Source organism: Kineococcus haloalkalitolerans, from assembly GCF_050871905.1.
Taxonomy (GTDB): Bacteria; Actinomycetota; Actinomycetes; order Actinomycetales; family Kineococcaceae; genus Kineococcus.
Map to the genome: position 1 here is coordinate 55,841 of NZ_JBJLSH010000013.1, position 23,941 is coordinate 79,781.

General features: G+C 77.4%; 21 protein-coding genes. 10 read left to right on the forward strand and 11 right to left on the reverse strand.

Annotation, left to right across the window (positions count from 1 at the left end; all coding sequences use genetic code 11):
- Positions 1-192: 192 nt before the first annotated feature.
- The 3 genes from ACRYMY_RS07400 to ACRYMY_RS07410 all read left to right on the forward strand — a co-directional run bounded on the left by ACRYMY_RS07400 (position 193) and on the right by ACRYMY_RS07410 (position 2,905).
- Complete coding sequence (locus tag ACRYMY_RS07400) at positions 193-1,692, forward strand: flavin-containing monooxygenase (RefSeq protein ID WP_432546619.1); 1,500 nt, start codon at positions 193-195, stop codon at positions 1,690-1,692.
- Positions 1,664-2,503 carry an SDR family NAD(P)-dependent oxidoreductase gene (locus ACRYMY_RS07405; protein ID WP_432546620.1) on the forward strand — a complete coding sequence of 280 codons (840 nt, stop codon included), beginning with the start codon at positions 1,664-1,666 and terminating at the stop codon, positions 2,501-2,503. Before ACRYMY_RS07400 ends, ACRYMY_RS07405 begins: the two co-directional genes overlap by 29 nt.
- 66 nt (positions 2,504-2,569) lie before the next feature.
- Positions 2,570-2,905 carry a bifunctional 3-phenylpropionate/cinnamic acid dioxygenase ferredoxin subunit gene (locus ACRYMY_RS07410; protein ID WP_432546621.1) on the forward strand — a complete coding sequence of 112 codons (336 nt, stop codon included), beginning with the start codon at positions 2,570-2,572 and terminating at the stop codon, positions 2,903-2,905.
- A gap of 45 nt (positions 2,906-2,950) precedes the next feature.
- Here ACRYMY_RS07410 and ACRYMY_RS07415 read toward each other — a convergent pair whose 3' ends face one another.
- Both ACRYMY_RS07415 and ACRYMY_RS07420 read right to left on the reverse strand, forming a co-directional pair.
- Positions 2,951-4,558, reverse strand: coding sequence for a methyl-accepting chemotaxis protein (locus ACRYMY_RS07415; RefSeq protein ID WP_432546622.1), 1,608 nt, complete (start codon positions 4,556-4,558; stop codon positions 2,951-2,953).
- Positions 4,559-4,679: 121 nt separating this feature from the next.
- Complete coding sequence (locus ACRYMY_RS07420; protein WP_432546623.1) at positions 4,680-6,839, reverse strand: chorismate-binding protein; 2,160 nt, start codon at positions 6,837-6,839, stop codon at positions 4,680-4,682.
- Between the two features lie 213 nt (positions 6,840-7,052).
- Between ACRYMY_RS07420 and ACRYMY_RS07425 the strand changes: the two genes are divergently transcribed.
- The 3 genes from ACRYMY_RS07425 to egtC are packed head-to-tail and all read left to right on the forward strand — an operon-like array spanning position 7,053 to position 10,348.
- On the forward strand, positions 7,053-8,333 hold the full coding sequence (locus ACRYMY_RS07425; RefSeq protein ID WP_432546624.1) for a glutamate-cysteine ligase family protein: 1,281 nt from the start codon (positions 7,053-7,055) through the stop codon (positions 8,331-8,333).
- The gene (egtB, locus tag ACRYMY_RS07430; RefSeq protein ID WP_432546625.1) at positions 8,330-9,649 is read left to right on the forward strand and encodes an ergothioneine biosynthesis protein EgtB; all 1,320 of its coding nucleotides are present in this window, start codon (positions 8,330-8,332) and stop codon (positions 9,647-9,649) included. Before ACRYMY_RS07425 ends, egtB begins: the two co-directional genes overlap by 4 nt.
- Complete coding sequence (egtC, locus tag ACRYMY_RS07435; RefSeq protein ID WP_432546626.1) at positions 9,650-10,348, forward strand: ergothioneine biosynthesis protein EgtC; 699 nt, start codon at positions 9,650-9,652, stop codon at positions 10,346-10,348.
- Between the two features lie 48 nt (positions 10,349-10,396).
- Here egtC and ACRYMY_RS07440 read toward each other — a convergent pair whose 3' ends face one another.
- Entirely contained in the window at positions 10,397-11,029 is a 633-nt protein-coding gene (locus tag ACRYMY_RS07440) for a TetR/AcrR family transcriptional regulator (RefSeq protein ID WP_432546627.1), read from the reverse strand.
- 64 nt (positions 11,030-11,093) lie between these two features.
- On the opposite strand from ACRYMY_RS07440, the gene ACRYMY_RS07445 reads away from it, so the two are divergent.
- The gene (locus ACRYMY_RS07445) at positions 11,094-12,053 is read left to right on the forward strand and encodes a DMT family transporter (RefSeq protein WP_432546628.1); all 960 of its coding nucleotides are present in this window, start codon (positions 11,094-11,096) and stop codon (positions 12,051-12,053) included.
- On the opposite strand, the gene ACRYMY_RS07450 is transcribed toward ACRYMY_RS07445, so the two are convergent.
- Positions 12,034-13,410 (reverse strand): L-serine ammonia-lyase, encoded by a 1,377-nt coding sequence (locus ACRYMY_RS07450; RefSeq protein ID WP_432546629.1) that lies wholly within the window; start codon positions 13,408-13,410, stop codon positions 12,034-12,036. The genes ACRYMY_RS07445 and ACRYMY_RS07450 overlap by 20 nt on opposite strands.
- Before the next feature lie 124 nt (positions 13,411-13,534).
- Here ACRYMY_RS07450 and ACRYMY_RS07455 point away from each other — a divergent pair, with 124 nt between their 5' ends.
- The 3 genes from ACRYMY_RS07455 (at position 13,535) to aroC (ending at position 16,694) form a co-directional block, all read left to right on the forward strand.
- A complete protein-coding gene (locus ACRYMY_RS07455) occupies positions 13,535-14,791 on the forward strand; it encodes an NAD(P)/FAD-dependent oxidoreductase (protein WP_432546630.1) in 1,257 nt (418 codons plus the stop codon).
- A gap of 100 nt (positions 14,792-14,891) precedes the next feature.
- Positions 14,892-15,368 (forward strand): Lrp/AsnC family transcriptional regulator, encoded by a 477-nt coding sequence (locus tag ACRYMY_RS07460; protein WP_432546631.1) that lies wholly within the window; start codon positions 14,892-14,894, stop codon positions 15,366-15,368.
- Positions 15,369-15,452: 84 nt separating this feature from the next.
- Positions 15,453-16,694: a chorismate synthase gene (aroC, locus tag ACRYMY_RS07465; RefSeq protein WP_432546632.1), complete on the forward strand. Its 1,242-nt coding sequence runs from the start codon at positions 15,453-15,455 to the stop codon at positions 16,692-16,694.
- A gap of 35 nt (positions 16,695-16,729) precedes the next feature.
- On the opposite strand, the gene ACRYMY_RS07470 is transcribed toward aroC, so the two are convergent.
- From ACRYMY_RS07470 to ACRYMY_RS07500, 7 genes are all read right to left on the reverse strand, one after another.
- A complete protein-coding gene (locus tag ACRYMY_RS07470; RefSeq protein WP_432546633.1) occupies positions 16,730-17,941 on the reverse strand; it encodes an AI-2E family transporter in 1,212 nt (403 codons plus the stop codon).
- A gap of 126 nt (positions 17,942-18,067) precedes the next feature.
- A complete protein-coding gene (locus tag ACRYMY_RS07475) occupies positions 18,068-19,558 on the reverse strand; it encodes a M20/M25/M40 family metallo-hydrolase (protein ID WP_432546634.1) in 1,491 nt (496 codons plus the stop codon).
- Positions 19,559-19,672: 114 nt separating this feature from the next.
- A complete protein-coding gene (locus tag ACRYMY_RS07480) occupies positions 19,673-20,155 on the reverse strand; it encodes a GNAT family N-acetyltransferase (protein ID WP_432546635.1) in 483 nt (160 codons plus the stop codon).
- Positions 20,152-21,438 carry an adenylosuccinate synthase gene (locus ACRYMY_RS07485; RefSeq protein WP_432546636.1) on the reverse strand — a complete coding sequence of 429 codons (1,287 nt, stop codon included), beginning with the start codon at positions 21,436-21,438 and terminating at the stop codon, positions 20,152-20,154. Before ACRYMY_RS07485 ends, ACRYMY_RS07480 begins: the two co-directional genes overlap by 4 nt.
- A 102-nt stretch (positions 21,439-21,540) precedes the next feature.
- Positions 21,541-22,641: an NAD(P)/FAD-dependent oxidoreductase gene (locus tag ACRYMY_RS07490; protein ID WP_432546637.1), complete on the reverse strand. Its 1,101-nt coding sequence runs from the start codon at positions 22,639-22,641 to the stop codon at positions 21,541-21,543.
- Entirely contained in the window at positions 22,638-23,066 is a 429-nt protein-coding gene (locus ACRYMY_RS07495) for a DUF3151 domain-containing protein (protein ID WP_432546638.1), read from the reverse strand. Before ACRYMY_RS07495 ends, ACRYMY_RS07490 begins: the two co-directional genes overlap by 4 nt.
- Positions 23,063-23,824 carry a SpoIIE family protein phosphatase gene (locus ACRYMY_RS07500; RefSeq protein WP_432546639.1) on the reverse strand — a complete coding sequence of 254 codons (762 nt, stop codon included), beginning with the start codon at positions 23,822-23,824 and terminating at the stop codon, positions 23,063-23,065. The genes ACRYMY_RS07495 and ACRYMY_RS07500 overlap by 4 nt, the downstream gene beginning before the upstream one ends.
- Positions 23,825-23,941: the final 117 nt, after the last annotated feature.

Genomic DNA, 23,941 nt, shown 5'->3' on the forward strand with positions numbered 1-23,941 from the left:
CCCCCCCCCCCCCCGCCCCCGCCCCCGCCCCCGCCCTGATCTTGCTGGGAAACCCAGCAAGATCACAGTGATCATGGATGCGTGAGCGTCCACCCGTGCATGATCACGGCGGAGGAGGGGGTGGGACGCGGGGAGGGCGGGGACGGGGGGCGACCGTTTGACAGCCGTGGGCGGGCACCGGACGGTGGGGCGGTGAGGGACGCCAGCGGTGCGGACGACGCGGAGCAGCCGGAGCACGTCGACGTCCTCGTCGTGGGCGCGGGCGTCTCCGGCATCGGGGCGGCCGTGACGCTGACGCGCGAGCGGCCGGGCGACGCGGTGCTGGTGCTGGAGGCGCGCGAGCGGGTCGGCGGCACGTGGGACCTGTTCCGCTACCCGGGCGTGCGCTCGGACTCGGACATGGCGACGTTCGGGTACGCGTTCGCGCCGTGGCCCGGCGAGCAGGTCCTCGCCGACGGCCCGTCGATCCGCACCTACCTCGCGGACGTGGCGCGGCGCACGGGCGTGGACCGCCTGGTCCGCACCGGGCACCGCGTGGTGTCCGCGGAGTTCTCCAGCGCGCGCGGGCGCTGGGACGTCGACGTCGACGTGACCGGTTCCCGCAGGAGGTTCACCTGCCGGTTCCTGCTGGGCTGCACCGGGTACTACCGCTACGACACCGGGCACCGGCCCCGGTTCGCGGGCGAGGAGGAGTTCACCGGCGCGGTCGTCCACCCGCAGGAGTGGCCGCAGGACCTGGACGTGACGGGTCGCCGCGTCGTGGTCGTCGGCAGCGGCGCGACCGCCGTGACGCTCGTGCCGCAGCTGGCGCGCACCGCGGCGCACGTGACGATGCTGCAGCGCAGCCCGACGTGGATCACCTCGCTGCCCTCGCGCGACCCGCGGTCGGCGCGGCGCTCGCACCGGCGCGTGCGGGCGCAGCGGATCGCGGCGCACTGGCTGACGTACCGCCTCGCGCGGCACGCGCCGCGCCTGACCGGCCGGGTCCTGCTGCGCGGCGTGCGCCGGCGCCTGCCGCCGGGTTTCGACGTCGCCACCCACTTCACGCCGCGGTACGCGCCGTGGGACCAGCGCCTGTGCGTCAGCGCCGACGGCGACCTGTTCCGCGCCCTGTCCGACGGGTCGGCCTCGGTCGTCACCGACGCCCTGGACTCCTTCACGCCCACGGGGGTGCGGACGGTCTCGGGCCGCGAGCTGCCCGCCGACGTGGTGGTGACCGCGACCGGCCTGGAGCTGCAGCTGTTCGGCGGTGCCGCGCTGCGCGTGGACGGCCGCGAGGTCGACCCGGCCCGCGCGCTCGTGCACCGCGGGTCGATGCTGTCGGGGGTGCCGAACTTCGCGTTCGTCCTGGGGTACACGAACAGCTCCTGGACGCTGCGGGTGGACCTGGTGGCCCGGCACGTCGCGCGGGTCCTGGGCCTGCTGGACGCCTCGGGCGCGGCGACGGTCGCGCCGGGCCCCGTGCCGGACGGGCCGACGCGGCCCCTGCTGGACCTGGACTCCGGGTACGTGCACCGGGCCGCGGACCGCCTGCCGCGGCAGGGCACCCGCGACCCGTGGCGCCTGCGGCAGAGCTACCCGCACGAGCGGTGGCGCTTCCGCCGCCTGCCGGCCGGCGCCGGGCTGGTGCTGGGTCCCCCCGCGCGGCAGGAGGTGCCGGCGCGTGCGAGCGTTCCGGTTCGCGGGCGCTGAGGCCGTCGTCACGGGCGCCGCGCACGGGATCGGGCGCGAGCTGGCCCTGCAGCTGGCCCGCCGCGGCAGCGCGCTCGTGCTGCTCGACCGCGACGGCGACGGTCTGGCGGCGGTCGCCGACCGGGCGCGCCGCGAGGGCGTCGCGGTCGCCGGGCACGTCGTGGACCTCGCGGACCCGGACGCCACGACGCGCACCGCGCAGCGCGTGGCCCGCGAGCACCCCGGCACGACGCTGCTGGTCAACAACGCCGGCGCGGTGCTCAGCGGGCGGTTCGAGCAGGTGACCGTGGAGGAGTTCTTGTGGTCGCTGGAGGTGAACCTCGTCGCGGGGGTGCGGCTGACGTCGGCGCTGCTGCCCGTCCTGCGGCGCAACACCGGCTCGCACCTGGTGTTCCTGTCCAGCCTGTTCGGCCTGGTGGCCCCGCCGGGTCAGACGTCCTACGCGGCGGGCAAGTTCGGGGTCCGGGGTTTCGCCGAGGCGCTGCGGGGCGAGCTGCGGCCGGCCGGGGTGGGCGTGACGACGGTGCACCCGGGCGGGGTGGCGACCGGCATCGCCCGCGCGGCGCGCCGGGGCAGCGGCGTCAGCGCCGAGCAGGCCCTGGCGGGCACCGAGCGGTTCGAGCGGCTGCTGCGGCTGCCGCCGCACGTGGCGGCGCGCACCGTCCTGGACGGGGTGGAGCGCCGGCGCGCCCGGGTGCTGGTGGGGCGCGACGCCCGCCTGGCGGACGCCCTGGCGCGCGCGCTGCCGACGGTGTTCCCCGACCTGGTGGCCCGGGGCGCGGTCCGGCTGGCGCGCCGGCTGCCGCCGTGACCTACTGTCCAGCGACCACGCACTGATCACGCACTGATCACGCACCACCGACCACGACGGGGAGCCATGCCAGCGCAGACCGGACCGAACGACGTTGTCGCCTGCGCCGTGGGCGACCTGCCGCCCGGCGAGGTGCTGCGCCTGGACCTCGACGTGCCCGTGTCGGTGTTCAACGACGCGGGCGAGTTCTACGCCCTGGACGACACCTGCTCGCACGCCGAGGCGTCGCTGTCGGAGGGTTTCGTGGAGGACTGCTCGGTGGAGTGCCCGCTGCACGCCTCCGCGTTCGACCTGCGCACGGGACGACCGTCCGGCCCGCCCGCCGTGCGCCCGGTGCGCACGCACGCCGTGTCCGTCGTCGACGGCCAGGTCGTCGTCCACGTGGGGACGCCCCGCAGCTAGGAGGACCCGGCGTCCCGCCCGCTGGAGCGGGCGGGACGGCCCGGCTCACACGCGGAAGCGGCCCACCGACTCCGACAGCTCGGCCGACAGCGCGCCCAGGTCGGCGGACGCCTGCCGGGTCTGCTCGGCGGCGCGGGTGGTGGCCCCCGCGGTGCCGGCGATGGTGGAGATGTTGCGCGCGATGTCCTCGGAGGAGTTCGCCGCCTCGCTGACGTTGCCGTTCATCTCGGCCGTCGTCGCGGTCTGCTCCTCCACGGCCGAGGCGATGGTCGTCTGGTAGTCGCTGATCCGGGCGATGACCTCGCGGATCTGCGCGATGGAGCTGACCGCGTGACCGGTGTCTGCCTGGATGGCGTCGACGCGGCGGGTGATGTCCTCGGTGGCGCGGGCGGTCTGCTGGGCGAGTTCCTTCACCTCGCCGGCGACGACCGCGAACCCCTTGCCCATCTCTCCCGCGCGGGCCGCCTCGATGGTGGCGTTGAGCGCCAGCAGGTTCGTCTGCTCGGCGATGGCGGTGATGGCCTTGACGACGTCGCCGATCTCGCGGGAGCTGTCGCCGAGCTTGCTGACGGTCTGGTCGGCGGCGGAGGCGGTCTCCACCGCCTGCTCCGCCACGCGGGCCGCTTCGGCGGCGCTGACGCTGATCTCGCGGATGCTGGCACCCATCTCCTCGCTGCCCGCGGCGAGGGTCGAGACCGTGCGCGAGACCTCCTGCGCCGCGTCGGAGACGACTCCCGCCTGGCTGGCGGCGGCGTCGGCGTGGCCGGCGAGCTCGGCGCTGGTGGAGGACAGCTCGGTGCTGGACCGCGCCAGCGACGAGGACGTCGCCGTGATCGACTGCACGACGGTGCGCAGGTGCGTCGTCGCGCGCTGCAGGCTCTGCGCCATGCGCCCGATCTCGTCGCCGCTGCGGATCCCGGCGTCCCGGGTGAGGTCGCCCTCGGCGACCGCGTCGAGGACGTCGGACACGCGGCTCAGGGGTCGGGTGATGCCGCGCACGACGACGACGGCGACGAGCCCGGCGAGCGCCAGGCCCGCGCCCAGGACCAGCCAGACGAGCAGCAGCGCGGAGGACGCGGCGTCGGTGGCGGCGTCCGTGCGGGCCCTGGCGGCGGCCTCCTCCGCCGCGCCGGCCGCCTCGATGGCGTCGGCGCCCGTCGTGACCACGGGGAGGACCACCTCCCGGTAGGTCGTGGCCGCGCCGGTGACGTCACCGCTGTCGGCCTGCGGCACGAGGGTGTCGAGGAAGAGCGCGCTGATCTGCTCCTGCGCGGCGCGCAGGGCCTCCACCTGGGCCGGGTCCGCGGCGTGGGGAGCGTACGCGTCGAGGCCGGCGGCGAGGTCGGCCGACTTCTCCTCGAACTGCGTGAGCAGCTTCGCGCGGACCTCCGGGCTGGCGGCGGGGTACTCCACGACCCGCGCCCTGGCGGCCTGGTAGCCGCGCTGGGCCGCGGACAGGTCCACCAGCGGCTGCACGCTCTGCGAGTAGGTGGCGGCCGTGGCGTCGCGCAGGTCCGTCAGCCGGGCCGCGGCGACCCCGCCCACGGCGAGGGCGACGAGCGCGCCGACGGCGACGCCGGCGCCGATGCGCACCCCGACGGGCCGGTCGGAGATCCAGGACGACCGGTGGCCGCTCTCGGGTGCTGCGGGCATGCGTGGGCTCCTCGCCGTCGGGGCGCGAGCGCGCCTCCCACCGCTTCGGCGGCCACCGGGCAGGTCTTGAGCGTCAGGGGGCTTCCCGCCCGCGGCCGGTGGCGACCGGACCCGGGACGGGTCAGCGACCGCGGGCGGCCCGGTCCTCGCGCGGCGGGAGGGGCCCGACGACGTCGAGGAACGGCCGGGCCTTGACGAGGACCTCGGCGTGCTCGTCGGCGGCGTCGGACAGCTGGGTGACCGCTCCCCCGACCCCGTACGTCAGCAGCCCGCCGTGGTGGACGAACGAGCGGATCACCATGCCCAGCACCGCGGAGCCGTCGGCGCCGAGCACGCCGAGCACGCCGGAGTAGATCCCGCGGGGCGCGCCCTCGAGGCGGCGCAGCAGCTGCACGGTGCGCAGCTTGGGCGCGCCGGTCATGGACCCGCCGGGCAGCAGCGCCCGCACGCAGCGGACGGTGGGCACGCCGGCGGGCAGCTCCGCGGCGACGGTGCTGGTCATCTGGTGCGAGGCGGGGAAGGCGTGGACGCCGAACAGCTCCTCCACGCGCACGCTGCCGGGCACGGCGACGTGGGCGAGGTCGTGGCGCACGAGGTCGACGACCATGAGGTTCTCGGCGCGGTCCTTCTCCGAGGCCGCCAGCTCGGCGCGCAGCCGCGCGTCCTCGGCCGGGTCGGCCCCGCGCGGGCGGGTGCCCTTCATGGGGCGGCTGCGGGCGGTGCGGGTCCCCGTGGCGGGGTCGGGGACCACGTCGAGGAAACCCTCCGGGGACAGGCTGACCAGGCTCGTGCCGGGGCAGCGCACGACGCCCGCCGAGGGCACGGGCCGCTCGGCGACGAGGGCGCGCAGGACGCGCTCGGCCGCGAACCCCTCCACGTCGGCGGACAGCGCCGTCGTCAGGCACAGCTCGTAGGACTCCCCGCGGCGGATGAGGTCGTGGCAGGCGCCGACGAGGTCCAGGTACTCCGCGCGCCCGTGCCGCGCGCGCGGTCCGGCCCCGATCACACGCACGCCGTGGCCGGGCAGCGCCGGCGGCGGCGGTGCGCTCAGCAGCTCGGCCGCCGCGGCCGTGAACTCCTCGGCGCCGTCACCCAGGGCGAGCAGTTCCACCTCGCCGCTGCCGTGGTCGAACTGCACGACGCGGTCGCCGAACACCCAGACCGCGTCGGGGGTGGCGGCGAACTCCGCGGGCGGGTCGAGGTCGGCGCAGGCGGCCTCGTAGCCGAGGAACCCGACGAGACCGGGGTGGCCGGGAACCTCGGGCAACCGGGCGCAGGTGCGCTCCAGCCACTCCACGGCGGTCAGGTGCTCGCTCACCACGCTCCCGGCCCGCTCGACGTCCACCCGCGGGACGGCGTCGTCGGCGCGCGCCCACCAGCCGGCGTCCCCGGCGACGGCCACGGACACCGAGCGCCCGGAGCGGCCGAAACCCTCCGCGTCGCCGGCCAGGCAGGCGGCCACGGCGGCGCCGGAGAACAGCAGCTCGTGGGCCAGGGCGGGCGTCCAGCCGGGCGCGGGCCGCACGGTGCGGCGGGCGGCGGGACCGGCGACGACGTCCCGGGAAGTGCTGCGCGGCAGCGTGTCCACCGCGCGAACGGCGGTCACCGAGGTCCGGCTGCCCGCGCCGCACCGCGCGGTGAACGCGCGCAGCAGCTCCCGCCCGGCGCGCGAGCTGACGGACTCGGGGTGGAACTGCACGCCGTACCAGGGCCGCTCGCGGTGGTGCAGGGCCATGACCTCCCCGTCGGCGGTCCAGGCGTCGACGACGAGGTCGGGACCGGGGTCGGTGACGACGAGGGAGTGGTAGCGCACGGCCTCCAGGGGTCCGGGCAGCCCGGCGAACAGCCCGTCCCCGCGGTGGTGGACGGGCCAGACGCGGCCGTGGACGGGTTCGCGGGCGGGGCCGACGGTGCCGCCGGCGGCGGCGGCGATCGCCTGGTGGCCCAGGCAGACGCCGAGCACCGGCACGCGCGCGGCGGCCAGGACGGCGGAGCAGTGCCCGAGGTCCGTGGGCACGTGCGGGGAGCCGGGCCCCGGGGACAGGACGACCCCGTCGTGCGCGTCGAGGTCGGCCAGGGAGAACCCGGGGTCGTCGTTGGCGACGACGCGGGGGCGCACGCCCGTCACCTCGTGCAGCAGCTCGACGAGGTTGAAGGTGAACGAGTCGTGGTTGTCGACGACGAGCAGCCGGGGGCCGTCGCCCGGAGCGCCCACCGCGTCCTCCACCGCGTCCCCCACCGCGCCCTCCACCGCGCCCTCCACCGCGCCCGCCTCCCGCACGCGGTCCATCGTCGCTCACCGGTGTCCGCCGCGAGCCCGTCCTCCGGGGTGGTGGCCCGGTCGGCGGGGGGCGCGGCGGGGGGCGCGGCGGGGTGCGCGGGTGCTCTTGCCGGTGCCGGGGGCGCGTGCCAGTCTCGCGACGAGGCCACGACCGGTGGCCCCACGCCGACCCGCGGCTCCTCAGGGAGCCGGTCCGGACCTGGAAGGGGCCCCGTGTCAGCGCTGCCCTCGGTCGAGCGGACGCCCGGTGACGGGGCGGGGGGCCACGACGCCCCCCTCGACGCCCCCCTCGACGCTCCCCTCGACGTCGACGGCGTCCGCGCGCGCATCACCGCCGGCGCCCTCCGCGACGGGCCGCCGGGCTCCGTCGGCCTGGAGCTCGAACGGCACGCGGTGGACCTGCGCCGCCCCGGCCGCCGCGTCGCCTGGGACCGCCTCGACGGCGCGCTGCGCGGGGTGGTCCCGCCCGCCGGCAGCCGGGTCACCCTGGAACCCGGCGGTCAGGTGGAGCTGTCCAGCCCGCCGCTGCCGGGCGTGGCGGCCGCCGTGGAGGCGCTGCGCCGCGACGCCGCGCACGTCGACGCCGTCCTGGCCGCCGACGGCGTCGCCCTGCTGAGCACCGGCACCGACCTCGTGCGCACGCCCGAGCGCGTCCACCCCGGGTCCCGGTACGCGGCGATGGCCGAGCACTTCGCCGCCGCCGGTCACGCCGCGGACGGCGCCGCCATGATGTGCTCCACCGCCTCCCTGCAGGTCAACCTCGACGCCGGTCCCGCCCAACGGTGGCCGCACCGGCTGGCGCACCTGCACCGGCTGCTGCCGGCCCTCGCCGCCCTGGGCGCCTGCAGCCCGCTGCTCGCCGGCCGCGCCGACGGCACCCGCTCGACCCGCCAGGGCGTGTGGCGCCGCCTGGAACCCGGCCGCTGCACCCGCCCCGCCGGTGGCGCCGGCGGCACCGGCGCCACCGATCCGGCGGGGGCGTGGGCCGCGTTCGCGCTCTCGGCGCCCGTCATGCTCGTGCGCGACGGCGAGCACGCCCCCTGCCGCGCGGTGCGCGGACCGGTCACCCTGGCCGACTGGGCGAGCGGGCGCCGGCCGCTGCACGGACGGGCGCCCACCGGCGCCGACGTCGACCTGCACCTGAGCACCCTGTGGCCGCCGGTGCGGGTGCGCGGGTTCCTCGAGCTGCGCGTCCTGGACGCCCTGCCCGCCGCCTGGTGGCCCGGCCTGACCGCCGTCGTCGCCACCGTCGTCGACGACGAGCGCGCCGCCGACGCGGCCGCCGCCGTCGTGGACGGCTGCGGTCCCGACACCGCCCGCGCAGCCCGCGGCCTCCTCGACGCCGCCCTGCCCGCCGTGCCCGCCGCCCTGCGCGGGTGCGTCGAGGCGTGGGCGGACCTGCTCGACGCCGGGCGCCACCCGGCCGACCTCGTCCTGGACCGGGCCCGCCGCGACGGTCCGGCCGCCTGCCTGACCGCGGAGGAGCTGCGATGACCGGCACGCCGACGACCACCCCCGCCGCGGGCGGGGCGGCCGGGCTGGAGGCGGCCGTCGCCGCCCTGGGGTCCGCGCGCCGCACCACCCTCGCCCTCACCGGGGCCGACGACGCGGAGCTGACCGCCCAGCACTCCCCGCTGATGAGCCCGCTCGTGTGGGACCTCGCCCACGTCGGCCAGCAGGAGGAGCAGTGGCTGCTGCAGGCCGCCGACCCCGACCGCGACCCCGTCTTCCACCCGGCGGTCGCCTGCCTGTACGACGCGTTCGAGCACCCCCGCGCCACCCGCACGCAGCTGCCGCTGCTGGACCCGGCCGCCTCCCGCCGCGCGCTCGCCGAGGTGCGCGGGCGCGTCCTGGACGCCCTGGAGCGCTCCGGGCCCGACGACGTCCACTTCCCCGCCGGCATGGTCGCCCAGCACGAGTTCCAGCACGGCGAGACCATGCTGGCCACCCACAACCTGCGCGCCGGTGCACCCCTGCTGGCGCCCACCCCCACCCCGCCGGGCCGGCCCGTGCCCGCCGACGCCGTCCTCGTCCCGGCCGGCCCGTTCCCGCTGGGCGCGGACCCCGCCGTCGAGCCCTGGGCGCTGGACAACGAACTGCCCCGGCACGAGGTGCACGTGCCCGCGTTCCGCATCGCCCGCGTCCCCGTCACCTGCGGCGAGTGGGCCGCGTTCGTCGCCGCCGGCGGTTACGACGACCCGCGGCTGTGGACCGCGGAGGGCTGGGCCCACCGCTGCGGGCAGGGGCTGCGCGCGCCGATGTCGTGGGAACCCGACGGCGCCGGCTGGTGGACGCGGCGCCGGTTCGGCGTCGTGCGCGCCGTGGACCCCGCCGAACCCGTGCAGCACGTGGACTTCCACGAGGCGCAGGCGTACGCGCGCTGGGCCGGGGGGCGGCTGCCCACCGAGGTGGAGTGGGAGAAGGCCTGCGTGTGGGACCCCGCCGCCGGCCGGCGCCGCCGCTGGCCGTGGGGCGACGCACCGCCCGGGGCGGACCGCGCGAACCTCGGCGGCACCGCGCTCGGGCCCGCCCAGGTCGGCGCGTACCCCGCGGGCGCCTCCGCGTGCGGCGCCGAGCAGATGATCGGCGACGTGTGGGAGTGGACCAGTTCCGTCTTCGCCCCGTGGCCGGGCTTCTCGGCGATGCTCTACGCGGACTACTCCGCCCCGTTCTTCGACGGCCGCTACCGCGTGCTGCGCGGCGGTGCGTGGTCCACCGCCGCCGAGGCGGTGCGCCCCTCGTTCCGCAACTGGGACCTCCCGGTCCGGCGGCAGGTCTTCACCGGCCTGCGCCTGGCCTGGGACGCCTGAGTGTGCCGCCACCTCGCCTGGCTGGGGGCCCCGCGGACCCTGGCGGAGCTCCTGCTGGAACCCGCGCACGGCCTGCTGCACCAGAGCTGGGAGCCGCGGCGGCAGGCGCACGGCACCGTCAACGCCGACGGGTGGGGCGTCGGCTGGTACAGCCCCGCGCGGCCCGAACCCGCCCGCTGGCGCTCCCCGCGGCCGGTGTGGGCGGAGGCGTCGCTGACCTCCGTCGCCCCGCACGTCGCCTCGGGCTGCGTGCTCGCCGCCGTGCGCGACGCCACCGTCGGGATGCCCGCCGACGAGAGCGCCTGCGCCCCCTTCGCGCGCGGGCGCTGGCTGCTGTCCCACAACGGCGTCGTGGACCGCGCCGTCCTGCCCGCCGCGGCCTGGCCCGCGGCGGAGTCCGTGTGCGACAGCGCGGTGCTGGCCGCGCACCTGCTCGCCGACCCCGGGGAGCTGGCCGGACGGGTGGCCGCCGCCGGCGCCGCCGATCCCACCGCGCGCTTGAACGTCCTGGCCACCGACGGCGAGCGCCTGGTCGCCACCACGTGGGGCGACACCCTCAGCGTCCTGCGCACCCCCGACGGCGTGGCCCTCGCGAGCGAACCGTGGGACGACGACCCCGCCTGGACCGACGTGCCCGACCGCACCCTCGTCACCGTGACGCCCGACGGCGTCGACCTGACCCGGCTCGAGGTGCCGTGAGCACCGCCCGCCGGTGCCTGCCCGCGACCGCCGGGGGGCCGGGGGCGCTCACCGGGCCGCGGCGGCCACCAGCGCGCGGGCGGCCTCCCGCGCGGTGCGCGGGGCGTCGCGGTCCCCGCCGGCGGTCATCGTCACCATCGCGCCCTCGTACAGCACGTGCAGCTGGGCGCCCAGCCGCTCGTCGCCGGCGAGGTCGTCGAAGAAGCGGCGCATCCAGGCCTTCTCGGCGCGCACGACGGGCACGGCCGGGTGGTCGGTGCCGCCGACCTCGGCGTAGGCGTTGACGAACGCGCAGCCGCGCTCCTGCTCGCCCATCCACGCCTCGACGGCGTCGAAGGCGGCGAGCACGCGGTCGGCGGGCGCGGGGCCGGCGGACCCGACGTGCTCGAGCAGGTGCCGTCGCCAGCGGTGGGCGCGGCGCAGCAGGTAGAGGGCGACGAGCGCGTCCTTGGACCCGAAGCGGTCGTAGAGGGTCTTCTTGGTCGTCCCGGCGGCCTCGGCGATGAGGTCGACCCCGACGGCGCGCACCCCGCGGGCGTAGAACAGCTCGCTGGCGGCGTCGAGCAGGCGCGTCCCGGCGGGGGTGAGCTCCGGCAGCGGCGCCAGGACGGGCGCCACGTCCCAGCGGGCCCCGCCGCTCTCCTCGACCACGTCTCCCGCACCCACCCGCTCGACCTCCACCCGCCCATCGTCGCCCACGTCCGCTGGACTGTGAGTATACCGACCGGTATGGTTACCTGAAGGGGTGACTGCTCAGGACTCCGTCCAGGCACCCCTCGACCACCCGGTGGCCGGGACCACCGGCCGGCGCTCGCGCGACCTGCTGCTCGGCGCGGGCCTCGTCGTCTGCTGGAGCTCCGGCTTCATCGGCGCCGAGCTCGCCGCTCCCCACGCCCCGCCGGCCACGACGCTGGCGTGGCGCTACCTGCTCACCACCGTCCTGCTGGTCCCCTGGCTCGTCCGGGCCGCGCGCACCTGGGGGGCGCGGCTGAGCGCCGCGGACCTGCTGCGCCAGGTCGTCCTCGCCCTGCTGGTCCAGGTCGGCTACCTCGCGGGCGTCTTCGCCGCCGTCTCCGCGGGCGTCCCGGCGGGCACCACGGCCCTCGTCGCGGCCCTGCAACCGGCCCTCGTGGTGCTGCTGGTGGCGCTGACGAGCCGGCGCGGGGTGGGCGCCCGCCGGCTGGTGGGCCTGGTCGTGGGCACGGCCGGCGTGGCCGTCGTCGTCTCCGGGGACCTGCGCGCGGGCACCTTCGGCGGCGCCGCGGTCCTGCTGCCCGTGGCGGCCACCGCCTCGCTGGCCGTGGGCACCGTGCTGCAGCGGCGCTGGCCCGCGCCCGGCGGCCCGATGACCACCCTGGCCGCGCACAGCGCCGTCAGCGCCGTCGTGTTCAGCGCGTGGGCGCTGGCGACCGGCGCGCTGGCCCCGCCGCCGGTGCCCGGCTTCGCCGGCGCGGTGCTCTGGTCGGCGGTGCTGGCCGGGATCGGCGGCTACGGCAGCTACGTCGCCGTCGTGCGCCGCTCGGGCCCCGCCCGGGCCAGCACCCTGCTGTGGCTGACACCGCCCGTGACGGCGCTGTGGGCGTGGGCGGTGTTCGGCGACCCGCTGCGCCCGGCGACCCTGGTGGGCCTCGCCGTCTGCGCGGCCGCCGTGGTGGTGTTCGGCCCGGCGCGCGAGGAGGGCGCCGTCAGCACTCCACGACGTTGAGGGCGAGCCCGCCGCGGGAGGTCTCCTTGTACTCCTCCTTCATGTCGGCGCCCGTCTGCCGCATCGTGCGCACCGCGTCGTCCAGGCTCACGTGGTGCCGGCCGTCCCCGCGCAGCGCCATCCGCGCCGCCGTCACGGCCTTCACCGCCCCCACCGCGTTGCGCTCGATGCAGGGGATCTGCACGAGCCCGCCGACCGGGTCGCACGTCAGGCCGAGGTTGTGCTCGATGCCGATCTCGGCGGCGTTCTCCACCTGCTCCGGGGTGCCGCCGAGGACCTCCGCCAGCCCCGCGGCGGCCATCGCGCACGCCGACCCGACCTCCCCCTGGCAGCCGACCTCGGCCCCGGAGATCGACGCGCCCTCCTTGACGACCACCTCGACCGCGGCCGCGGTGAGCAGGAACCGCACGACCCCGTCCTCGTCGGCGCCCGGGACGTGCCGCAGGTAGTGGTGCAGCACGGCGGGCACGATCCCGGCGGCGCCGTTGGTGGGGGCGGTGACCACGCGCCCGCCGGCGGCGTTCTCCTCGTTGACGGCGATCGCCCACAGCCCCACCCACTCCAGGGCGCGCAGCGGGTCGCCGCCCTCCGGCTCGGCGAGCAGCCGCTCGCGCAGGGCCGCCGCGCGCCGGCGCACCCGCAGGCGGCCCGGCAGCGTGCCCGTGGCGCGCTCGCCGCGGGCCACGCACCCGCGCATGACCGCCCACACCGCCAGCACGCCCTCGCGCACCTGCGCCTCGCTGCGCCCGCGGGCGACCTCGTTGGCCATCACGACGTCGCTGACCCGCAGCCCCGTGCGGGCGGTGACCTCCAGCAGGTCGGCGCCCGTGGTGAACGGGTGCGGCACCGGCGTCGGGTCCGCCAGCAGCGTCTCGCGGTCCGTCTCGTCCTCGTCGAGGACGAACCCGCCGCCGACCGAGTACCAGGTGCGCCGCTGCACGAGGACGCCCGCCGCGTCGAGGGCCTCGAACACCATGCCGTTGGGGTGGAACGGCAGCCGCGCGCGCCGGTGCAGGACGACGTCCTCGTCGACGGAGAACACGACGGGGTGCCGGCCGGCCAGCGGCAGCCGCCCGGAGGTGCGCACCGCCTCCACGAGCGGGCCGGCCGCGTCCGGGTCGACCAGCTGCGGCTGCTCCCCCGCCAGGCCCAGGACGACCGCGGGCACGGTGCCGTGCCCGTGCCCGGTGGCGCCGAGGGAGCCGAACAGCTCGCAGCGCACGCGCGCGGTGCGCTCCAGGTCCCCGGCGGCGGCCAGGCGCTCGGCGAAGGCGTGCGCGGCCCGCATGGGCCCCACCGTGTGGGAGCTGGACGGCCCGATGCCGATGGTGAAGAGGTCGAAGACGCTGGTCGTCACGGCCGGCACCCCCCGTCGTCGCGCGCTGCCGCCGCCGGTGCGGCCGGCGGTCCCGGCCCCAGGCTCTCACCGGCGCGCGCCGCCCGGGGAGGTGGTCCCGGGAGGCGTGGGAGATGCTGCCGGGGTGCCGCAGCTGCGCCGGGTCGTCGTCGTGGGTGCCTCGCTGGCGGGGCTGTGGAGCGCGCGGGCGCTGCGCGCGGAGGGCTTCGACGGCGACCTCGTCGTCGTCGGCGCCGAGCCGCACGCGCCCTACGACCGCCCGCCCCTGTCCAAGGGCGTGCTGCTGGGCACGAGCGGCCCCGGGGACCTGGCGCTGGCCGAGGACGGCGACGAGGACCTGGGCGTGGACTGGCGCCTGGGCGTGCCCGCCGCCGGGCTGGACACCGACGCCCGCGCGGTCCTGCTGGCCGACGGCGAGGAGCTGCCCGCGGACGGCGTCGTCGTGGCGACGGGCGCGCGGGCGCGGCGACCGCCCGGCCCGACCGCCGGGGGCGCCCTGCCGGCCGGGGTCCACGTGCTGCGCACGCTGGAGGACGCCACCGCGCTGGCGGGCGAGCTGCGCCCGGGCCGGCACCTCACCGTCGTCGGCGGCGGGCTGCTGGGCGGCGAGGTCGCCGCGGCGGGGCGGGCCCGCGGGCTGGAGGTGACCGTCCTGGACCGCGGCGACGCGCCCGCCCGCGGCGTCTTCGGCGCGCACGTCGGGGACGCCGTCGCCCGCCGGCACACCGCGGCGGGGGTGCGCTGGCGCACCGGCGCGGCCGTCACCGGGGTGGGGACCGGCGCCGGGGGCGCGCCCGAGGTGCGGCTGGCCGGCGGGGAGGTCGTCGCCGCCGACGTCGTCGTCGCGGCCGTGGGCGCCGACCCGGCCACGGGCTGGCTGCGGCACGCGCGGGTGGTGAGCGCCGAGCGGGAGGTCGTCGAGCTGGCCGACCCCGCGCTCGGCGTGGTGACCGACGACCGGGGCGCCACGGCGGCGCCCTGGCTGGTGGCGGTGGGCGACGCGGCTGCCGTGCGCGGCCCGGACGGCCGCGTCCGCCGCGAGGAGCACTGGACGCCCGCGGTGGAGCGCCCCGCGGTGGCCGTGCGCACGCTGCTGTCGGGCGGCGCCTCGACCGACCGGTTCGGCGCCGTGCCGTACGTGTGGTCGGACCTGCGCTGGTCGGGCGCGGACGCGCCGGACCCGGTCGCGGTGCGCGTGCAGCTGGCCGGGCGCCCGGAGCCCGGGGACGAGGAGAGCCTCGTGGAGGGCACCCCGGAGGGGCCGCTGGTGGCCGCCTGGCACCGCGACGGTCGGCTCGTGGCGGTGGCGGCGCTGTCGTCGCCGCGCACCTTCGGCCGGCTGCGGCGCGAGCTGCGGCGGTCGGCGGCGGCCACCGGCTGATCGCGCAGCGCGCGTCCGGGCCCGTCGGGGCGGTCCGTGCACAGCGCCCGCCGCGCGCCGTGGGCACATCGTCGGCGAGCACCGCCCCGCGTGCGACAGGATGTCGCCCGTGCGCCGCCTCGACACCATCGACGCCCGGATCCTCCTCGCCCTCGACGAGGACCCGCGGGCCACGGTGCTCGGCCTGTCCCGCCGGCTGCAGCTCGCCCGCGGCACGGTGCAGGCCCACCTGGAGCGGCTGGAGACCGACGGGGTGCTGCACCGCTTCTCCCGCCGGCTGGCGCCGGCCGCGCTGGGCTTCTCGGTCTCCGCGTTCGTGATGATCGAGATCCAGCAGGGCCGGCAGGAGGAGACGCTGGCGCAGCTGCGCGAGACGCCCGAGGTGCTGGAGGTCCACGGCATCACCGGCGACGGCGACCTCATGTGCCGGGTCGTGGCCCGCGACGCCGAGGACCTCTACCGCGTCGGGCAGTGCCTGCTCGCCATCCCGGGCGTGGTGCGCACCCGGACCTCCCTGGCGATGCGCGAGCTCGTCCCCTACCGGATCGACCCCCTGCTGTCGGACCTGGCCGACTGACGGGACGGCCGACGAGGCCGCCGACGGGCTCCTGACGGCCCTCGCCGGGCGGGTGCCCGGACGCCGTGCGGCACAATCGAGCCCGTGTTGCGTTGGCTGACGGCAGGCGAGTCCCACGGCCCCGCCCTCGCGGGCATCCTCGAGGGGATGCCCGCCGGTGTGGAGGTGAGCAGCGCCGACATCCGGGCGGCGCTGGCCCGGCGCCGCCTCGGCCACGGCCGCGGCGCCCGGATGGCCTTCGAGCAGGACGAGCTGGAGGTCATCGGCGGCGTCCGGCACGGCCGCACCCAGGGCGGGCCGGTGGCGCTGCGCATCGGCAACACCGAGTGGCCGCGCTGGCAGGAGGTCATGGCCGCCGACCCCGCCGACGCCGACGGCCGCCGCTACGACGAGCCGGGCCGGCTGCCGGCCCGCGGCCGCTCCGCGCCGCTGACCCGCCCGCGCCCCGGGCACGCGGACCTGACGGGCATGCAGAAGTACGGCTTCGACGACGCCCGGCCGGTGCTGGAGCGCGCCTCGGCGCGCGAGACCGCGACCCGCGTGGCCCTCGGCGAGGTGGCCCGCCGCTTCCTGGAGCAGGCCGTCGGCGCCGAGGTGCTGTCCCACGTCGTCTCGTTCGGCACCGTCAGCGCCCCCGCGGGCGTCGTCCCGGCCCGCGGGGACCGCGACCGCGTCGACGCCGACCCGGTGCGCTGCGTGGACCCGGGGACCAGCGCGCGGATGGTCGCCGAGGTCGACGCCGCCCACTCCGAGGGCGACACCCTGGGCGGTGTCGTGGAGGTCGTCGTGCACGGCCTGCCGCCGGGCCTGGGCTCGTACGTGCACTGGGACCGCAAGCTGGACGCCCGGCTGGCGGCGGCCCTCATGGGCATCCAGGCCATCAAGGGCGTCGAGGTGGGCGACGGGTTCGAGACGGCCCGCCGCCGCGGCTCGGCCGCGCACGACGAGATCGAGCGCACCGACGGCGGTGAGGGCACCGGCGGGATGACCGTGCGCCGGCGCACCGACCGCGCCGGCGGCATCGAGGGCGGCATGAGCAACGGCGAGGTGCTGCGGGTCCGCGCGGCGATGAAGCCGATCTCGACGGTGCCGCGCGCGCTGGACACCGTGGACACGGCCTCCGGCGGTGCGGCGCAGGCGATCGCGCAGCGCTCGGACGTGGCGGCCGTGCCCGCCGCCGGCGTCGTCGCGGAGGCCATGGTCAGCCTCGTGCTCGCCGACGCCGTGCTGGAGAAGTTCGGCGGCGACACCGTCGAGCAGGTCCGCGCGAACGTGGCGAGCTACCTGGACGGCCTGGCGATCCGCACCGCGGTGCGGGAGGACTGAGGCTCGGCGCCCCTCCCCCCGGCGCGGGGTGCGGCTCACTCCCGGTGCTCCTGCGGTGGGGGCGGCGGGTGGCCCGAACCGGGCGGGGGCGCCACGGTGGCGCCGACCGCGCCGGTGCGGCCCAGGCGCACGCCCCGCCGACGGACCCCGCGCGGGTTGCCGCTGACGAGCGGCAGCAGCCAGCGCGCCGACGGGTCGGCGTCCACGAGGACGGCGCGCACCAGCAGGCTCAGCGGCACCGCCAGGATCGCACCGAGGACGCCCAGCGCCCACCCCCAGAAGATCACGGACAGGAAGGTCAGCGTCGCCGACAACCCGACGGCGCTGCCGACGATCTTCGGCTGCAGCAGGCCCTGGACGGTGACGTTGACGACCGTGTAGAGCGCGACGACGAGCAGCGCGTCGCGCGGTCCGCTGTCGAGCAGGGCGAGCAGCGCGGGCGGCACCAGACCGATGAAGAAGCCGATGTTCGGGACGTAGTTCGTCACGAACGCCAGCAACCCCCACACGAGCGGCAGCGGGACCGCCAGCCAGTACAGGACGCCGACGTCGATCGCCGCCACCACCAGTCCGAAGGCCGTGGCCACCAGCAGGTAGCGGCGGGTGCCGGCGGCGAAGGCGGTCAACGCCGCCACCATCCGCGGGTGCCACCAGCTGGACTGGGCCAGCAGCTTGGGGAAGACGGCGGCGTCCAGCGCCAGGAAGAACAGCAGGAAGAGCAGGAACGAGAAGGCGGTGGCGACGGCCAGGAACTGCTCCAGCACGGTCTGCGCCCAGCCGACGAAGCGGGAGGGGTCGATGCCCGCCACCGCCCGCGTGACCTGCGACTGGCCGACGCCGAGGTCGCCGAGCAGGCCCAGCACCTGCCCCTGCAGCTCGTAGTACCGGCTCGTGTACTGCGGCAGGAGCATCGCCAGGCGCACCAGCGACCAGGCGAGGGCCGCGGCCATGCCGAGCACGAGCGCGTACAGCGCCACCACCACCACGAGGGTGCTGAGCCAGCCGTGCGCACCGCGCCGGCGCAGCCACGGCTCCACCGGGTGCACGACGAGGACCAGCACGAGCGCCAGGAAGGCCGGGCCGATCGTCGCGGAGAACGCGCGCAGACCGGCCACGACGACGACCGCGGCGGCGAGCCCCACCAGCAGCGGGACCGCCCGCGCTGGAGCCGTCGCGCCGGGGCCGGCCGGTCCCGCCGGGGGTTCGGCGGGCGCCGCACCGGGTGGGGTGCTGTCGTCGTCGGGCATGCGGGGCACCTGTCGGCCGGGGACGTCGGGCGCCGACGATCCTGGCGGAGGGAGCCGCCGACCACGACCCGGGCGAGCCGCCGGTCCGCCGCGCCGGGGTCCGGCAGGACCCCGGCGCGAGGACCGTCAGGCGGCGTTCCGCGCGGGCGCGTCGAGGGCGCCGGCCCGCGGGTTCCGGCTGAGGTCCTCGAAGAACCCGGTCTTCGTGCGGGCCATCGTCATCGTGGCGTGCGCGGCGGCGTCGCCGAGGACGGCGAGCGCCTCGGTGGAGACGTTCCCGGTGTCGTCGCAGGGCGTGTGGTAGCAGGAGTCGTAGGCTTCGCCGGCGGTGCCGCCGAAGCGCTCGGCCTCCTCCTCCGTCTTCACACCCTCCGCGCCGCTGAACAGGCCGCCGGCGGGGATCCCCACCGCGATGAACGGGCCGTAGTCCGAGCGGCCGTTGAACTCGCTGGGGACCGAGCCGCCGCGGGGTTCGAGGAAGTCGGTGAACAGGCGCTCGATCCGCGCGGACCCGGGCGGGCCGGCCAGCGGGGTGTCCGAGCCGTCGCCGTCGTAGACGAACGGCACCCAGTTCGGCGAGCCGAGCATGTCGAAGTTGAGGTTCGCGTAGGTCGCGCGCAGCTCGCGGTCGGACAGCTGCGCGACGTAGTGCTCCGAGCCGAGCAGGCCCAGCTCCTCCGCGCCCCAGAAGGCGAACCGCAGCCGCTGGCGGTTGTGCACGCCCAGCTCGGCCATCTGCTCGGCGATCTCCAGGACGGCCGCCACACCGGTGCCGTTGTCGTTGATCCCCGGACCCTCCAGCGTGGAGTCGAGGTGGGCGCCGACGACGACGGTGCGCGACGCGGCGCCCGTCGGGGAGTCGGCGAGGACGTTCCAGGTGGTGCGGTCCTCCAGGAGGGTGTCGACGTTGACGGCCAGCTCGACCTCCCCCGCGGTGGCGGCGGCGACCAGCGCCGCGCCCGCTGCGGCGCTGAGCCCGACGACGGGGATGCCGGTACCGGGACCGCCGAGAGTGCCGTTGAGGAGCTCCTCGGGGTCCTCGACGCCGGCGTTGACGACGACGGCGGCCGCGGCTCCCGCCTCCTCGGCGTTGGCGGCCTTGACGGCGAAGGAGCAGGTGCCGCGCTGGAGCACGGCGATCGCGCCGGCGGGGAACCCGGCGAAGTCGCCGGCCTCGCAGCCGCTCGTGGACGGCAGCTCGTCGGCGAAGTCCACGACGCGGGCGGCGCCCTCGACCTGCCCGTTGCCGGAGAAGGTGAACGCGCGGGTCTCGTAGTCGGCGGCCTGCGGGGAGGTCTGCGCCAGCGAGGTGGGCGTGAGCTCCTCGTAGTAGGGGAACGTGAACTCCTGCAGCTCCACGTCGTACCCGGCGCGCAGCAGCCGTTCCTGCACGTAGCGGGCCGACGCCTCGTACCCGGCGGTGCCCGAGGCGCGGTTCCCGCCGTTCTCGTTCGCGATGCGCTGCAGGACGCGCAGGTGACCCACGATCCCGTTGGCGGTGACGGCCTCGCGCAGCCGCGTGGTGTCCACCTCGTCGACGGCCGCGGCCGGGGCGGCCGGGACGACGAGGGAACCCGCGGCGAGCAGGGCGACGGACAGGACGGCTGGTCGGCGCACAGCGCTCCTCCGGTTCGGACGGTCACCGGCGCCCGCCGGAGGACCGTCTCCGATGCGATGCGTGAGAACCTAGTCACGCCGAGTGCCCTTGGGAACCCCTGTACAGCAGCTGTGTCAGGCGGTGCGGAGCATCGGCAGGTGCGGGATGCCGTCGTCGAGGTACTCCTCGCCCACGACGCGGAAACCGAACCGCCCGTACCAGCCGGCCAGGTGGGACTGCGCGTCCAGCAGGACATCGGCGCCCCCCGCCAGCTCGATCCCCCTGCGCAGCAGGGCGCCGGCGGCACCGGCTCCGCGGTGCGCGCGCGCGGTGGCGACCCGCCCGATGCGGGCGCGCCCGCCCGGTTCGGCCAGCAGCCGCGCCGTGGCGGCCACGCTCCCGTCGGCCGCCTGGACCCACAGCTGCACCGCGGTGGGTTCGGCGTCCCGGCCGTCGAGGTCCGGGTAGGCGCACTCCTGCTCGACGACGAAGACGTCCACGCGCAGCTTCAGCAGCGCGTACAGCGTCAGCGCCGGCACCTGCGCCGTGGGCGCGTGGTGGACGCTCAGACCGGCGGGAGCACCGGCGGGGGCGCCGGCGGGGGTCTCCCCGCTCATCCCAGCAGGTCGTGGCGCACGACGGTCTGCTCGCGGTCCGGGCCCACGCCCACCGCGGAGATCCGCGCCCCCGACATCTCCTCCAGCGCCTCGACGTAGCGCTGCGCGGCCTTGGGCAGGTCCGCGGTGGTGCGCGCGCCGGTGATGTCCTCGCTCCAGCCGTCGAGGAACTCGTACACCGGGGTGGCGTGGTGGAAGTCGCTCTGCGACATCGGCATCTCGTCGTGGCGCACGCCGTCGACGTCGTAGGCCACGCACACCGGGATCCGCTCCCAGCCGGTGAGGGTGTCCAGCTTCGTCAGGACGAAGTCGGTGACGCCGTTGATCCGCGCGGCGTAGCGGGAGATCACCGCGTCGTACCAGCCGGTGCGGCGCGGGCGGCCGGTGGTCGTGCCGAACTCCCCGCCGTCCTGGCGCAGCTTCTCCCCGTCGGCGTCGAGCAGCTCGGTGGGGAACGGCCCCTCGCCCACGCGGGTCGTGTACGCCTTGACGACGGCGATGATGCGGTCGATGCGGTTCGGCGGGACGCCGGAACCGGTGCACGCACCGGCGGCCGTCGCGTTGGAGCTGGTGACGAACGGGTAGGTGCCGTGGTCGATGTCCAGCAGCGTCGCCTGACCGCCCTCGAACAGCACCACCTCGTCGCGGTCCAGCGCCGCGGACAGCTCCAGGCTGACGTCGCGCACCATGGGCCGCAGCCGCTCCGCGTAGGACAGCAGCGTCTCCACGGTCTCGTCGACCGAGACCGCGCGGCGGTTGTAGACCTTGACGAGCAGGTGGTTCTTCTGGTCGAGGGCGCCCTCGACCTTCTGCCGCAGGATGCTCTCGTCGAACAGGTCCTGGACCCGCACGCCCACCCGGTTGATCTTGTCCGCGTAGGTGGGGCCGATGCCGCGGCCGGTCGTGCCGATCTTGCGCTTGCCCAGGAACCGCTCGGTCACCTGGTCGAGGCTGCGGTGGTAGGGGGCGATGACGTGCGCGGAGGCCGAGACGAGGAGCTTGGAGCAGTCCACGCCGCGGGCCTCGAGGGCGTCCAGCTCCTCGAACAGCACGGCCGGGTCCACGACGACGCCGTTGCCGATGACGGGGGTGACCCCAGGGGTGAGGATGCCCGAGGGCAGCAGGTGCAGCGCGTACTTCTCGTCGCCCACGACGACGGTGTGCCCGGCGTTGTTGCCGCCGTTGAACTTCACGACGTAGTCGACGCGGGCGCCGAGGGCGTCGGTCGCCTTGCCCTTGCCCTCGTCCCCCCACTGGGCGCCGACGAGCACGATCGCGGGCATGAGATCCCCTGCTTCCTTCAGGCGGCTGAGCCGGCCGACCGCGCCGGGCCGGCGCCGGTGACCGCGGGCAGCTTACCGGTGCCCGCGGCCACGACTCCGCGCTCAGCCCGCGCGGCGGGCCAGTTCCAGGCCCAGCGCGCGCCCCGACACCCAGGCCGTCTCCACCTTGGAGGTGCGGCCCCAGGCGTCCCCGCACACGCCGATGCCGCTGGCCCCGTCGAAGCCGAACGGCTCCTCGGCGTGCTGGCGCAGCGGCTGCGCCAGCGACCAGCGGTGCGCGCGCGCCCAGTCCGGCTCGGGGGTGGACCCGCCCGTCAGGAGCGGGCCCAGCTCGGCGAGGACGTCGCCGACGACGCCGGCCGGGTCGTCGAGGTGGTCGGCGGACACGTCGGGCCCGGCGTGGGCGACGAGCACGGGGGCGCCGTCGCCGCGGCGCGCGCCGTCGTCGGCGAGGAAGACCAGCAGGTCGGAGTCGTTGACGAACGCGCCGTCGAAGTCCGGCCACCAGCGCCGCGGCCAGGCGGCGTAGACGGCGACGCAGGGGCGCCAGTTCCAGCGCGCGGACACGTCCAGGCGGGTGGCGACCATGCGCGGCAGCAGGTCGGCGGCCTGCGGGTCCGGCATCGCCAGGACGACGGCGGCCGCGGGGACCCCGTCCACGACGGGCCCGTCGGCGGTCGCGTCGACCGACTCCACGTCCGTGGTGCCGACGACCTCCACCGGCGCGCGCCCGGGCGGGGCGGCCAGGTCGTCGACGAGGGAGCGCAGACCCGCCGGGGCGGCCCAGCGCACCGGCCCGCTGCTGCGGCCGTCCTCGGCGTCGGGGCGCAGCCGCGCCCCGTCGCGGGCCCGCCCGGACACCACGGCGAAGGTGTCGGTCCACGGACGGGCCAGCCCGCGGGCCTCCCAGTCGCGCACCTGCGCGCTGAAGGCGTCGTCGGAGGCCGTCAGGTAGGAGGCGCCGAGGTCGGCGACGTGCACGCCCACCGCGGTCTCCACGCGCCGGCCGCTCATCCGCCCCCCGGGGCGGCGACCGCGGTCCAGGACGCGCACGGGCACGCCGGCGTCTGCCAGGACGCGCGCGCACGACAGCCCCGACACCCCGGCCCCGACGACGACCACGGGCCGCTCGCGGGTGGCCGCCAGCGGCGGCACGTCCGGCTCGGGGGTCTCGTGCTCGGGCGCCTCGTGCTCGGCGGTCACCGGGCGGCGTCCGGCAGCAGCTGCCCGACGGCCGCGGGGTCGCAGTCGCCGAGGAACTGCCGGCAGCGGGTGGACTCCTCCTCCTCGCCGATGGCCGTGGCGGCGCGCTGCAGGGCGGCCAGCGCCCGCAGGAAGCCGCGGTTCGGCTCGTGCGCCCACGGCACCGGGCCGTGCCCGCGCCAGCCGGCGCGGCGCAGCGCGTCCAGGCCGCGGTGGTAGCCGGTCCGGGCGTACGCGTAGGCGGCCACGGCCTCGCCGGCGTCCAGGGCGCGCTCGGCCAGCAGCGCCCACGGCAGGGAGGCCGACGGGTGCGCCGCGGCCACCTCGCGCGGGTCTCCGCCGCCGGCCAGGGCCGCGTCCACCGCGGGCGCGGCGGGCAGGTGGGTGGGCGGCGGGCCGCCGAGCAGGTTGGTCGGGCTGGTCATCGTGCTCCTGGGTCTCGGTCCTGGGTCCGGGGTCCGGGGGTCGGGGGCTCCGCGGGCGGGGGCGGGGCCACGGGGTGCAGCTCCACCCACACGAGCTTGCCGCGGCGCGTGCGCTGCCAGCCCCAGCGGCCCAGCCGCTCCACCAGGCGCATGCCGTGGCCGCCGCCGCCGTCGCCGCGGGGGTCGACCACGCGGGGCGCCTCGGGGCTGTCGTCCTCCACCTCCACGCGCAGGCCCGTGGGCAGGTCGAACAGGCGCAGGCCGACGGTGCCCCAGCCGTGCAGGACGGCGTTGGCGACCAGCTCGGAGACGACCATCTCGGCCTGCGGACCGCACTCCAGGCCCCACACGGCGCAGGCGCGCAGGGTCGCGTGCCGGGCCTTGCCCACGGAGGACGGGTCCGGCGGCAGCTGCCAGCGGCGCCGGCGCGGGGTGTCGGCTGTGCGGGCCGGGGCGTCGCCGACGTCCGCCGGGTCCTCGGGCACGCGCACGACCACGAGGGCCGTGTCGTCCTCGGGCGCCTCGCCGAGCCCCTGCAGCAGCTCCTCGCCGATGCCGGCGGCGTCCGGGGCGCGCACGCCCTCCAGCGTCTCCACGAGGACCGTCAGCCCGTCGCGCATGGGCCGGGCCCGCTGCTCGATGAGGCCGTCGGTGTAGAAGACGAGGACGTCGCCGGGCCCCAGCGCGCGCTCGCGCGTCGGCCGCGGCCGCTCCCCCAGCCCGACGAGCGTCCCGGTGGCCTCGCTGAGCACCTCCACGCGCTCGCCGGGGGGGGGGGGGGGGGGGGGGGGGGGGGGGGGGGGGGGGGGGGGGGGGGGGGGGGGGGGGTGGCAGCGGCCCGCGTGGTTGGTAGTTGTGGTGGAGTGTTCGAGGGT